General features: G+C 49.1%; 9 protein-coding genes. All 9 read right to left on the bottom strand.

Features of this window, described 5'->3' with window-relative positions:
* Positions 1-72: 72 nt before the first annotated feature.
* The 9 genes from NY023_RS21390 to NY023_RS21430 all read right to left on the bottom strand — a co-directional run bounded on the left by NY023_RS21390 (position 73) and on the right by NY023_RS21430 (position 13,136).
* Entirely contained in the window at positions 73-1,251 is a 1,179-nt protein-coding gene (locus NY023_RS21390; RefSeq protein ID WP_013973876.1) for a 2Fe-2S iron-sulfur cluster-binding protein, read from the bottom strand.
* Complete coding sequence (locus NY023_RS21395; protein WP_080563817.1) at positions 1,248-2,081, bottom strand: FAD binding domain-containing protein; 834 nt, start codon at positions 2,079-2,081, stop codon at positions 1,248-1,250. The genes NY023_RS21390 and NY023_RS21395 overlap by 4 nt, the downstream gene beginning before the upstream one ends.
* Complete coding sequence (locus NY023_RS21400) at positions 2,081-4,486, bottom strand: xanthine dehydrogenase family protein molybdopterin-binding subunit (RefSeq protein WP_013973877.1); 2,406 nt, start codon at positions 4,484-4,486, stop codon at positions 2,081-2,083. The genes NY023_RS21395 and NY023_RS21400 overlap by 1 nt, the downstream gene beginning before the upstream one ends.
* Positions 4,487-5,617: 1,131 nt before the next feature.
* Positions 5,618-7,042, bottom strand: coding sequence for an aldehyde dehydrogenase family protein (locus NY023_RS21405; protein ID WP_013973878.1), 1,425 nt, complete (start codon positions 7,040-7,042; stop codon positions 5,618-5,620).
* The gene (locus NY023_RS21410) at positions 7,035-8,525 is read right to left on the bottom strand and encodes a flavin monoamine oxidase family protein (protein WP_013973879.1); all 1,491 of its coding nucleotides are present in this window, start codon (positions 8,523-8,525) and stop codon (positions 7,035-7,037) included. Before NY023_RS21410 ends, NY023_RS21405 begins: the two co-directional genes overlap by 8 nt.
* A gap of 32 nt (positions 8,526-8,557) precedes the next feature.
* A complete protein-coding gene (locus NY023_RS21415) occupies positions 8,558-8,956 on the bottom strand; it encodes a c-type cytochrome (RefSeq protein ID WP_080563818.1) in 399 nt (132 codons plus the stop codon).
* 31 nt (positions 8,957-8,987) lie between these two features.
* Positions 8,988-10,436 (bottom strand): flavin monoamine oxidase family protein, encoded by a 1,449-nt coding sequence (locus tag NY023_RS21420; RefSeq protein ID WP_013973880.1) that lies wholly within the window; start codon positions 10,434-10,436, stop codon positions 8,988-8,990.
* 60 nt (positions 10,437-10,496) lie between these two features.
* The gene (locus NY023_RS21425) at positions 10,497-11,009 is read right to left on the bottom strand and encodes a RidA family protein (RefSeq protein WP_024087621.1); all 513 of its coding nucleotides are present in this window, start codon (positions 11,007-11,009) and stop codon (positions 10,497-10,499) included.
* Between the two features lie 630 nt (positions 11,010-11,639).
* On the bottom strand, positions 11,640-13,136 hold the full coding sequence (locus NY023_RS21430) for a PucR family transcriptional regulator (protein WP_047934606.1): 1,497 nt from the start codon (positions 13,134-13,136) through the stop codon (positions 11,640-11,642).
* Positions 13,137-13,184: the final 48 nt, after the last annotated feature.

The following is a 13,184-nucleotide window of genomic DNA, read 5'->3' on the forward strand; positions in this document are numbered from 1 at the left end:
TTTTTTTAGATATTTAGATACCATATCTCCTGCTAAATAGATTTAATCTTCCATAAAATCTACAGAGATTGGTCACTTAGAGTCATTTCTTTTGAAAAGCCCCGCGAACCACGACTTAATGACCGGCCAGATTAGTGATTTCAGCCCTACAGGAAGGTTTCGATTATCTCCTAATGTTCCTTCACGTAAAAGCTGCTCGAGGTTCTCTCCAAACATAATTGCTAGACGCCTAACGGTTTCTGTGACAATTCCACCCCGCCCAAACTGTGCGAGTGCACCTGTTAGTTTCCATGCAAGCCCCACATCAATTATCGAGCCTGTTGAGCCGTCTGTTTTGACAGTCCAGGTAATTCGCCCAGTTACTGTGGAACCAGTTAGCGCGTCTCGTCCACCTGCGGTCATCAATCCCTGACGGTTATCATCATCAATTTCATAAGTTCCGGAGCCTGTAAATTGGGCTCTAATAGGACCTAGTGCCATGTGCATCTTACCAGTCACCTCATGATGATCTAAGCTAACTACCTCCGCTCCTGGAATGCAGCTAGCTGCTGTCCTCAAATCTCGCATGACTGCCCAAGCATCATCGGGCGACAGGTCTACCTTTACACTTTGTAGAATCGCATTAGGAAAATCGTCGGAATTGCCATGCGGTTTCGTCTCTGATTGTGGTTGACGTAATGGCTGTTGCTCTGTCAACACCCCAGCTTGAACAATCTCGGGTTCAGAAAGTGTGGCAGGCCCTGCGCTACCGGTTGGTTCTTTTCCTAAACCAACTGCTCGAATAGCATCAACAATTCCCGTATAGCCAGTACAGCGGCAAAGGTTACCTGCCAGCTCCATTCGGATCTGCGGCTCCTGAATTTCTCCTAATCTTAGAACCATATCGCGAGCGGTTATTAGCATGCCGGATGTGCAAAAACCACATTGTAACGCATGGTTATCTCGGAACCCCGCCCTCATGCTCTGCATAGTCGGGTCATCGTTGAAACCTTCAATCGTAGTAATCTCTACGTTTTCACAATCTACAGCAAAGGCGATACAGGATCGTTGAGGGGTGCCATCGATAAGAATGGTACAAGCCCCGCACACCCCTTGATCGCACCCAATGTGGGTCCCTGTCAGGCGGAACTTTTCCCGGATGACATCCGCCAGTACATCGCGAGAAGAAACACGCGCGACACACTTTTGACCGTTCACCTTCAATGTAATAGAACGAGTTTCCTGGTCAGATACATCTAGGATATTTATCATCGAGAGAAAGCCTCCAATCGGGCCAATGCCCTTTCGATCATTGTCAAATGAAAACTCAAACTATCAGGTTGAGCGTCAGGTAAACTCGCCCGAATTTCTCGCTGTGCGATATTTAGTATTTCGGTATAATCCTCCGTCGCCAATGCTGAGGATGCCTCTCTTAAAAAGAGAGGCGGACCATCAGTTCCACCAATGAATATACGGTAAATTTTATTACTCGGATCAACAACAATAGCGCAGATCGATTTGGCAAATTCACCTGCTTTGTGGCAGAACTTAACATAAGCCCATCGGGCCTCAACCGAAAGACAAGGTAGTTCTACTGATACCAGTATTTCGTCAACCCCGAGCGCACTTACAAATGGTGCAATCATGAAATTTTCAATAGGAATCTCGCGCTTGCCACTAATACCCTCGACATGGCACCGGGCACCAAGCGCGCTTAAACTACTAAGCCAATCGGCGGCAGGGTCAGCATGACATAGCGACCCGCCTACTGTACCCCGGTTCCGTATTGCACGGTATGCAATACCTTTCGCAACATATGGGAGATAGCCGCATGTCACATCCTTAATTTTACAGTCTTCAATATCTGCATGGGTTGTCGCTGCCCCTACATGAATTGAAGTTTTACTTTCTACAACCGATAACAGCTCTGGCAGCTTTCGGAGGGATACCAAAGCATTTGGGCGAGCCAGCCGTAGGTTCATCATTGGAACCAACGATTGCCCCCCTGCAATTGGTTTCGCTAATCCACCGGAGGCACTAAGGTACTTAATGGCCTCCGCAATCGAGTTAGCCTTTTCATAGACAAATACGGCAGGCCTCATTATCGATCTCCAGCAGCGGTGATTGCCGCTAATATGCGCGACGGACTCATTGGAAGCATACGAAGCGTTGCACCAAGCGGCGATAACGCGTCATTAACTGCGTTGGCAAGAGCAGCAGCGGCTGGGATGGTACCGGACTCTCCGGCCCCTTTTATCCCGAAACTCGTGTGAGGAGATAGATTCGCCATGTGATCTAATTTAAAACGTGGCACCTCCGCAGCGCCCGGAAGAAGGTAGTCGAGAAGCGTCGAGGCAAGAGGTTGGCCATTCTCATCATATGGACTTTCCTCGTACAATGCTGTTCCAATGCCCTGAGCAGCACCACCAATTGTCTGTCCGTCCACGATCATCGGATTAATGCGCTGTCCACAATCTTCTACAATTATATAATCGAGAATACTAACGTGCCCAGTTTCCGTATCGACGCTAACTTTCACAGCATGAGTTCCGTACGCAAAAATACCACTATCTACGGGCACCTTATAACCGTCAGTCACTTCCAAACTGGTGATTGCCTGAGTCAACTGAGGGATTAGATAAGGCCTGTTATAAAAAATATCAGTAATTTCTTCAAAAGCGATGCTTTTAGCTCCCAATGCGGCAACACCGTCGTTTAACTGCACTTCGTCTGGATCCCCGCCGCCCAAGAGCGCTGCTGCTAGTGTACGAATTTTAAGTGTCAAAATTTTGGAAGCCGCATGTATAGCACCTGCACCGATCACAGCAGAGCGAGATGTGAACGAACCTACGGAATGGGGTGTACACTCCGTGTCACCCAGACAAATCCGAATCTTATCCAGGCTAAATCCGGTCGTTGTGGCCGCCACTTGAGCTAGAGCAGTTTCGAGTCCTTGGCCGAAACTTTGCAAGCCAATGTTTACTTTCAATGTTCCATCGGGCCCCACTTTCAACGTTACTTGATCAAACCCAGGAACCACAGGCATTCCCCATGATGCGAAGAAACCTGCACCGTTGGCAGTCTGTTCATAAAATGTCGCGAAACCGATACCCGTGAGGGCTCGTGTGGGTTTTATGCCTGAGCGCGATCGCTCGAGCCTGAACTCGTCGAACCCGATAAGTTGCCTAGCACGACGCAAGCTCTTGCCGTAATCGCCTACGTCAAACATTTTTCCAGTGACATCCTTATAGGGCATTGCGCTGGGCGGCACTAAATTTAACGCTCTAACGTCACAAGGCTCACGTCCGACGGCATTGGCAACCGCATCAATGAGTGATTCTATTGCGAAGCAGGTCCCCACTCGCGCAATACCGCGGTAAGGACAAAAACTCGGTTTATTTGTAGCGACTACACTTACCCGTGATTGATAATGGGTAATCTGATAGGGACCTGGCAAATTGCTTCTAGCAGAGTATCCTTCTAAAACGGCAGTAAAAGGCCAAGCGGAATACGCGCCGTTGTCGATAAATATGTCAGCGTCCAGCCCGATTAGGCGCCCCTCTGGTGTCGCATAACCAGTTAACTTGTACTTCGCTTGTCTCGTACAGGCCCCTGCTACTAAATGCTCACGCCTATCCTCAACCCAGCGAAAAGGCGATTTATGGGTCAGAGCTAACCATGCGACTGCGATTTCCTCTGGAAGAAGTTGAAGCTTGTAGCCGAACCCCCCCCCAATATCGGGTGGAGCAACCCGAATTTTCGATTCAGAAATTCCTAGAAACTGGGCCATACCAGTGCGAATAGGGTGCGGAATTTGAGTTGACATTATCAAAACTAATTGATCAGCTTCAAAATCCCAATATGCAACTATACCTCGACCTTCGAGCGGATGTATTGTCTGACGGGAGAGTTCAAGTTCTACATCTACGACAATAGGCGCTTCCTCCGTTATGGAAGAAAAATCAACCTCAGTTACCATATGAACAAAGCGATTATCCGTCCACCCCTCGTGCAATAAAGGCGCTCCTATAGAAAGCGCATCTGCAATTGTCGTCACTGCTTTTGACTCGTCTATATCAAGCAGTACGGAATCAACCAGATCTTCAGCTCTAGCACGGTTTGATGCCACGCATAGAGCGACAGGCTCACCCACAAAACGCACGCGATCTGCCGCTAGCACTGGACACTCGCTGTGCTGAAAACCCGGCGTAGTGACAGGTGTAGTAATGGGCCTTACGCCAACAAGATCTGCATGAGTGAATACTTGGTTCTCGGCCCCCTCGGGCTTACCAATCCCGCGAATAGTGCCGTGCGCAACTGGGCTTCGGACGAAGGCAACCTCAAGCATTCCAGGTAGCTTTATGTCCGCGACGAAGCGCCCTCGACCGTGAAGATGACGTTCATCCTCTCTTCTAGTCACTCTGGATCCAACGAAGTTTGTCATCTGGGCTAAATCTCCTGCAATGCAATGAAGCTCATTGGGGCATCCAAGCCTGAGGACCCCCATTTATTATATGTACGACGGTATAATTAGTGCCGTAATCTGTCAAGCACTGACCAGATCCGCCACTGCCGACCTTCCCTCAACTCAAGACGTGGCGGGATGGGACTGGGTGGGATGCCGTGGAACACTCGACTTCAACCACCCTAGCGAACACCTATCAGTCCCAGCCAACCGGAAGCACTTCTGTACCAAGACAGCGGTGCGTATATGCACCGTGGTCGATGATGATGGTCTGGATGACGTCAACCACTGGATCCGGACATTGAATTCCGCGATTCCTGTACGTGCTCGGTTGACCACTATCGAAATATCTTCGCCATAAATTTGATCACCGACTGGCAGTCTGAAAAAAACCTAGTTGGCGCGTGTTGGCAAAAAAAAAAACATTAGCGCATTAATAGAGTTTAATATCGTTTTTATATTACGCCCTCATGAATTGAACCAGAAATATTGGCTCGCAAATATTCGGCAGCTTCTACTTCTTCGATTTAACTTTATAAATTTACGTCTAAGATATAGCTCGACCTGACCGCGACGTGAACTGCAATCGCACGCTCCTTACGCGTGCACGAACCGCGACAAACTCCATCCCACAAAATCGTATCCGCAGGTGAAAAGATATAAATGATTACCCACCCCAAAAAAAACAAATAACAGCGTTCAATAACAAAACCGACCATTGGTTTCACGAGTCATAAATATTTTTAGAAGACCCACAATTAACATTCAGCCTGGATATTTATTGAAAACCGAATTTCTGGGAGTCTAGGTGCATTCTGAAAACCACCCCGACAAGACATTTATAGTTACAGCATCTCAACGTGCAGATATATGCCATTTGCTCGCAGCGCTCAGAATCGGGACATAAGTCTCACCAATTAACTGACAAATCTAGCATCAGGAAGAAAGGGATACTCATAAAACAAAGTCATATCAGATGGAGAATGAAGCCGAGAATCTGAAGACAGCCTGACATACACTGATATCAGGCTCCCGGACTTTCATCTTATTTCGAATTGTAAGCTCCGCAAGACAAACCGACGATAGCCACATCAAATAGTGAACATGTATTAGATGCCAGCTACAACATGCGCGCAACTTACCACACGCTAAATTATTCAATAGTTATTTTAGTTAACAGCCCATAATTGACTTGATTTCGAGATACTCTTCAAAGCCGTATTTACCCCATTCGCGGCCGTTACCTGACTTTTTATAACCACCAAACGGCGCTGAAAAATCCAGAGGTGCCCCGTTAAGATGTACACTTCCTGTACGCAGTCTATTTGCGACCTCGCGCGCACGCGCCAGACTCCCCGAACTAACATATCCGGACAGACCAAAACAACTATCATTTGCTATTGCGATCGCATTTTCAGCATCTGTATAGGGGATAATGCAAAGTACAGGGCCAAAAATTTCCTCCTGTGCAATCGCCATATCGTTCGCAACATTGCTAAAAACTGTCGGTTTAGCATAATACCCAGCTCTTACTCCGTCCGGGACGCCTAAACCTCCACAGACTAGCTTTGCACCTTCAGCTAAGCCATTTCGTATACAGACCTGAACTCTCTCATACTGTACGGCGCTCGCCAGCGGCCCGAGACTTGTGCGTTCGTCTAACGGGTTCCCGACTATTATTTCTTCACATAGCTTCTTTGCTATCCGCTCTACTTCCAACAATTTCGATGCCGGAACTAGCATGCGTGATGGAGCATTGCAACTTTGCCCGGTATTGAGCATCATAGTCATAACGCCATGCGAAACAGCAGATGCGAGATCAGCGTCGTCGAGTATAATGTTTGCCGATTTTCCACCCAACTCTAGTGCTACTCGCTTGACAGAATCTGCTGCTGCTTTCGAGACGAGCGCGCCAGCAGTAGTAGAACCAGTGAAAGAGATCAAATCCACATCCACGTGTGCAGCCAGAGGAGCGCCCACACCGGAACCATTTCCATTAATAAGATTGAAGACACCAGGCGGAAGACCCGCCTCATCCAAAATTTCCGCAAGTAAATAAGCTGAAAATGGGGCAATCTCGCTGGGTTTTAATACTACAGTACAACCAGCTGCTAATGCTGGTGCGACCTTCGCCGCCACTTGGTTCATTGGCCAGTTCCAAGGTGTTATTAACCCGCAAACTCCGACCGGCTCACGTACTACACGAGTCGTTCCCGAACATTCCTCAAATTGGTAATTACGCAATACAGAGATTGCCGTTAGGAAATGCCCCAAGCCAGATGGTGCCTGGAGAGGGCGGGCTAACTGCTTGAACGGAGCTCCCATCTCTTCGGTAATTGCGCCAGCGATATCCTCCATCCTGGCTTCAAATATCTGACATACTTTCTCAAGTAACTCAAGTCGTTGTTCTTTGCTCGTACGGGACCAGCTTTCAAATGCAAGGCGCGCTGATTTTACCGCAAGGTCAACATGATCAGCTGTTCCTAGTGTAATTACACCAGCTATACTTTCAGTGGCGGGGTTAATCACTTCGAGTTCTTCGCCCCCCACTGGCATTATCCATTCGCCGTTTATATAAAACTTCCGATAATCACGCATTGTCATTTTCTCTTTTTAGATACGTAGCGACTTGATGCCCTACCTCTCTACCGTTCTCGATTGCTCCATCAATGAATCCACGCCAACCATTGGCCATGTCCGAGCCTGCAAAAAATAGCCGTCCTTCGCGCTTCTGCAGCTCAGTCAAGTATCGAGTCGTCTGGTTAGGACGGTAAGTGCACCAAGTGCCCTTAGAAAAGGGATCGAGGTTCCAGTCGTAGCCATAACTAGCAGTTACTTCGACGCCTGGCAAAAGTGGTTGCAAAGCCTTTTCGACGGCTTTGATATCATTGATATCAATCAACTTAGGGTCGGCTGAAAATGCAATGAGTAACGTACCGCTCTCGTCCACGTGATCTGTGAATACTGAGGTAAATGGTGTGAGCTTATTCCGGGCAGGAGCATATGTCATTACATTGCCGACATTTTGTTTTACGCGAATATAGCCCTTTACACCAGCACCAGCATGCCGTTGCGATCCCATATCCACTTTAGCTGCCGACAACTTCGGCGAGTACTCAATATCATGCAAAGTGTTGATAGGGACGGCTACAATTACCGCTGATGCCGTGAAGACACCGTCTTCAGTGGTAACTGTTACTTTATCTTTATCTTGATTAACCTTAGTCACTGGCGTCGAAAGTTTAACTTCCGAGTTACCATCCGCCATTATGGCCTCTAAAAGACTATGCGTACCGGTTTTAATTTTGTACCGCGCAATGGAATCGAACATTGTGGGCATATTAAAGTTACTGAGTGCAAACCAACGCATAATCTCGCTATATGCAATAGTTTCCGGATAATTATGTCCATTTCCACTGAGCCAGGAATCCATCATATCCTTTTGCTCCCTGGTCAAAGGCAATTTTTCAAGATAATCTGCCGCGGAAAGTCCATCAACATGCTGCAGCTTCTTTCGCTCAAAAAATGGTTCAAACGGGCGCGGATAAATATTCCGTGCTTCTTTGTAGTATTCGTTACAGGCAGAGCCAAAAATTTCAAACGCCTCTGCTGCAGGTGCTCTTTTGACATTATCCTCTGTTACCCAAATGACGGTCTCTGGATTCGCAAGACCGACCGTCTCCTCCACCTCTAGGCCATAGTGCATAATCTCAGTCCAAACATTCGGCTGGGTCCAATGTACCCAGGTACCTCCCAACTCAACTTTTTGATTCTGAAGCTTAGACGTAAAAGTTCGGCCGCCCAACCGACTTCTACCTTCAAGAATTAGAGTTTTCAAGCCAGAACGGCTTGCTTCTCGCGCCGCAGTAACACCCGCGAAGCCTCCACCGATTACAATAACGTCATAACCCACGCCTGCGCGTGATGGACCAACATTGGTCTTCACCGCCGCTTCCGCGGGCGCCGACAGAGTCAGAAGCTGCGAGGCTATGCCCGCTGTTGCCACTCCGACCGCGGCGCTACCAAGGAACTTTCGGCGTGATACTCCGCTTTTGCTGCCTTCATCACCATCTTTTGTCATGTTGTGGAAACCCCGATAGACTTTCAAAAGTTTCAGTTAGAGGATTTGCTCAAAAAACAAAGCACGTCGCGTCGATCTTTTTCATTTTTGAGGCCTGAGAAAGCCATACGGGTTAGGGGATATACGGCCATAGGATTCTCCAGGAACTTATCTAAATGCTGCGGGGTCCAAGTGTCCCCAGAATCACGTAGCGCTGAAGAAAATTTGAAACCCGGCACCGAGCCGACTTTCCGGCCCTCCAGACCGTGTAGATTGGGCGCCGCTGCGCCGTGAACACCAGTAGTGTCATTTGAGTGGCACACACTGCAAATTTGGTAAACCTTTTTCCCATTTTCCGGATCACAGTTATCTGCACCTACAGCTACACCAGATAATGCTAGAAGAACTAACGAACCAAAATGACGAGTAACAACTTGCAACGCTTGTTTCATTTTTTATCCTCATTTATTGTAGTTTTACGTACTAGCTTAAGAGCTGCTTAACCTCCCTACCGGCACGTAGTCCACTTTCAACAGCACCATCGATATTCGCGTGCCAACCGTTACTGGTTTCAGCTCCTGCAAATAAAATACGTCCTTCAGCCGCCTGTAGATCTTTGAGACGACTTAGTTGACCTACTCCATAAGCCGCCCATGCCCCCAAGGAAAATGGATCAGCTGTCCAGTCGTAAGCCGCTGTACCAAGAACCTCAACACCCGGAAACATTTTTTGAACTTCGCGAGTTACAGCATCTCGGTCATTCACATCAATTGTTTCTTTGCGAGCGATGGTGATCGACAGTATTGTCCCCAACTCGTCGCTGTAATCGTGCGTCTGGACCCAGTTTAAAGGTTGCTGTTCATCCGCAAACGCAAAAACCCGTCCGAGATTCTGCTTAACATGAACATAAAGCTTAGCACCTTTGCTAAGCTGCCCCTCTTTGATGAATCGTTGTTTACCTTTAGAAAGGGCAGGCGTAAAACCGATATGTTTATACGTATTGAGTGGAACTGTCATTACGACCACTCCGGCGGTAATAATTTCGTCGTCGTCGGTCTTGATTTTGACGCCACCATTGACTTGCTCAACAGCAGTGACGGGCACAGACATGCGGACCTCGGCACCGCTATCGGTCAACATTGCATTAATGAGGCCTATCGTGCCCCCTTGAATTCTATAATGAGTTTCAGTGTCCATGAAGGCGTCATAGTTCCAACCGCCGCATGCAAACAACTTAAGTACACCAGGCAGGCCAAATTTGTCAGTTGTCTCACCTGCATACAAGGCCATGTAACTATTGATTTGAGCCTGTTGCAGCCGACTTAAGCCCAAAGTTTTGATGCGATCAAGAACAGAAGATTTATCCAATTCCCGAGCGCGCTCAGTAAACATCGGCTCATGCGGACGAGGAAATACTTCCCAGGCATCGTGACAAAGCTTTTCAAAAGCTATTCGAATGTTTTTGCCAAATTCATCGGGCGAAATACTTTCGACGCTTCCGTCGTTATACATGATTAAGGTTTTATCTAAATTAGTAAGTGGATCTTCCACTACACCCAGACCGTAACGCTGCATTTCTGCCCAAACATGCGGCTGCAGCCAGTGCACCCATGCCCCGCCAAATTCAATTTCTTGACCTGCAAAGCGCGAGGTAAACGTACGACCACCTAGGCGGGACCTCGCTTCCAATAAAAGCGTTCGATAACCCTGCAAACCACATTCACGGGCGGCTGTCGCGCCAGCAAACCCTCCACCAACTACTACCACATCGTAATCGAAGCCACCTTTGACGGTGCTTGCTCGGTTCGTTTTTTGCGTAGCCGAAGCCGCATCAATAGCTCCCAATCCCGCAACACCTGCTGTTACGACTGCCGCGCTTCCGATAAAAGACCTGCGGCTAAAGCCTTCATTTGTTTTTGTTTTATCACTCATGTCCCGGCGCCTTCTAGTTAGGTCGTAGTAGTTGTAAACCCAAAATCAGCTATATCTAGGCTACTCCCCCAAATATGCCACTGCCGTTATTTCAACTAGTGCGCTATCGCTAGCAAAGTCTGCTACCCTTACGCCCGACGCGCTGGGCGCTACTACTCCATTATATGCAGCGGCCCTCGCTTCGAGAGCCTTATAATAAGTATCATTATCAGTCTTATAATAAATCGTCTCGCTTACAACCTTACTGAAGTCAGCGCCATGTGCTTTTAAAATGGCTGACATTCGCTCGTAGATTAGCTGCATCTGTTTACTAGCGTCACCGGCGTACACTTCCCTCCCTTCCTTATCAACTGCGGTAACACCACCGATATATAAATAACTTCCAGCTTTAATTGCGATCGAAAAGTTGTATTTTTTTTCGAAATCAGGATTCAGATGAAATGCAGTCTTAGCATCATTGGCGAACAACTGAGGAGACAGCAAGGTCAGGAACGTCACCAACAGAAAACTGTGCCTCAAACTGCACTTATTATGCTTAGGAAAATGGCGACGGGGTTCTTGCGGGATAATCATACGGGCACTCCTTTTTTATGTTTTTTGTAAGGTACCCGATCCTTTGGACCGCACGTTTGACATGAGACGCCATTTCACATGCCTTCACGCGCCAACGCCTTAGGAAACACTGAACACGATTTGAGACTAGGCCCTGATTCTGGACGCTTTCGCAAGCCGAATTACATATTTCCGAACCGCGCTTAGTTCTATTAGATATCCTTGGAAGGCACGACGATCACCGAGTCAACCTACATGTTTAATATTTATTACCCACCAACACATTGGCCGGTTGTGAAATTTATTCCGAACGCTTTCCAAGTCACCGTATGCAGAAAAGGCGTGCTAACTATCAAGTCTATATTAAACAATTGTCCGGTAGCTCATTAGAGTCTGTGGGGAGGGATGTTCAAATCGTCGACGATTTTCGGCAAGCTGATCGGAGTTTTTCTTTTGATTTGGTGCGGTGAAAGAATGATGCGGTCTGCGGCGTCCCGACTGCTGCCGACATGAGAGGCGAATTCTGGCTGACCTCTGCCAGTCGTGCCACCGGACAGAGGCCCTAGACGGTCATCGGTTGATCGCTGGGAACGTACTACTGCACCCTGTCAGCACTAGTTGAATTCGGCAAAAGCAGAGGTTCATATTTATCTAACAGGTTAGGGGCGATTTGGACACTACCCAGCGACTTTGGAGTGCGAGCCACAGCGCTGCCACATCAGCGGTGCTGTCCATAGAGCGTCCACTGATCTCTTCGATGCGGCGAACGCGATAAACCAGAGTTTGCTTGTGCACATGTAGACGTTTCGCCGCATGCAGCCACGAGCGGTTCTCTTCGAGAAATACCTGCAACGTCTGCAACAAGGTTGTACGTTGGGCTTGGTCATAATCATGAATTGCACCCAGCACCGTGTGGAAGGCGCGCTTTGCTTCGTCCGGTGTTCTGGGCAACCAAGGCGTGTCGGTTTCCAGCTCTGCATAACGGCAGATGCGCCGTTGTGCATGGGTGTGAGCGCTGGCTAACAGTGCTTCGCGTAGCGCTTCCGCACTGCGTGTCAATGTCTGCAATGGCGCGCTTGAGCCTAGGTTGATGTCAAGTTTTTCACCGAGCAACGGCTGTAGGCCGTCGGCGTGCATTAGGATGAGTTCATCACCCTGAATGCGCGCCAGTACGCTGTTGTCCAGTATCCTGAGCAGCAGTTCCGTTTTTCTCCGTAGTCCATGTCCTCGCGCCACGGTGATGACCGCACGCTCAAGGGCTAGGCCAGACAGTTGACCGTCCAGGCGCTGGATTGCCTGATCAAGGCTCAAGCGTTGTTGCAGCAGGTCGTCCAGTAATTCCGAGCCGAGGCGCAAACGGCGTTCACGCTCGGCCTGACGTCGCTGAATTTCCAACCCAAGCACAGCGGTGAGATGGTGCAGCAGGCTATAGTCAGGCAGTCGCTCGCCGGTCACCACCAACAAGCAGTTCTGTTCGGTATGCAGTTCGATACTAAGCGCTTCGCCATCCGCCAAAGTAAGGCGGCGCAGCATGGGCTGCTGCTCTACCTGTTTGCGGCGGCTGCCTAGGAGTGCCAAACGGACTGACTCGGATAGCGGGGCAAGGTCGTCCGCCCAAGGTTCTAATGTTTCGAGCAAAAGCACATGAAGACGACAGTGGATATCAGCCTCAAGGCGTAGGACCAACCCCGCCAGGCTCAGGCCAGACATGCTCAGCCGGGCACTCTCATATACCCGCACCAGCGCATTGCGGCGTTGGTACTCTTCCTTCTGGTTCGCATCGATGATCGCCCGGGTCACCGCAGCGAAAGGCACGCCATATTCTGTGAGGATTACCGGGAAATTCATCTGCTCGGCCCGCTCGCAGAGGGCATGGAGGTTGGCCGGCGCCTGCATATGTTCACCGATCATCATCCCGGCCAAGCCCGCTTCAGCCAGGCGTTGCACGTACTCGCGTTGCTGCAGGGGGTCAGCAGGAATGCCGAGCCCCGTGGTCATCAACACATCGCCCTCTCCCAGCCATTCGGTGGGGTCGGGCAATTCGCAGACATGTGCCCAGCGCACTTCGCGGTCAAGGCCTTCAGCACCGCTCAAGAGGCGTGAGCGGAGCTCGGTGTGGGCAATCAAGTCACGGACGTGATGAGACATGTGCGGGCTGCTCCATTGGATGACTCGAGGTTTCAGGCTCATCCCGCC

The sequence above is a fragment of the Pseudomonas sp. NBB genome, assembly GCF_032701105.1.
Taxonomy (GTDB): Bacteria; Pseudomonadota; Gammaproteobacteria; order Pseudomonadales; family Pseudomonadaceae; genus Aquipseudomonas; species Aquipseudomonas asiatica.

Bases quoted from the DNA above. Each gene is read 5' to 3' on its own strand.
- NY023_RS21390 (WP_013973876.1), bottom strand. From the start codon at position 1,251: ATGATAAATATCCTAGATGTATCTGACCAGGAAACTCGTTCTATTACA.
- NY023_RS21395 (WP_080563817.1), bottom strand. From the start codon at position 2,081: ATGAGGCCTGCCGTATTTGTCTATGAAAAGGCTAACTCGATTGCGGAG.
- NY023_RS21400 (WP_013973877.1), bottom strand. From the start codon at position 4,486: ATGGGGGTCCTCAGGCTTGGATGCCCCAATGAGCTTCATTGCATTGCA.
- NY023_RS21405 (WP_013973878.1), bottom strand. From the start codon at position 7,042: ATGCGTGATTATCGGAAGTTTTATATAAACGGCGAATGGATAATGCCA.
- NY023_RS21410 (WP_013973879.1), bottom strand. From the start codon at position 8,525: ATGACAAAAGATGGTGATGAAGGCAGCAAAAGCGGAGTATCACGCCGA.
- NY023_RS21415 (WP_080563818.1), bottom strand. From the start codon at position 8,956: ATGAAACAAGCGTTGCAAGTTGTTACTCGTCATTTTGGTTCGTTAGTT.
- NY023_RS21420 (WP_013973880.1), bottom strand. From the start codon at position 10,436: ATGAGTGATAAAACAAAAACAAATGAAGGCTTTAGCCGCAGGTCTTTT.
- NY023_RS21425 (WP_024087621.1), bottom strand. From the start codon at position 11,009: ATGATTATCCCGCAAGAACCCCGTCGCCATTTTCCTAAGCATAATAAG.
- NY023_RS21430 (WP_047934606.1), bottom strand. From the start codon at position 13,136: ATGTCTCATCACGTCCGTGACTTGATTGCCCACACCGAGCTCCGCTCA.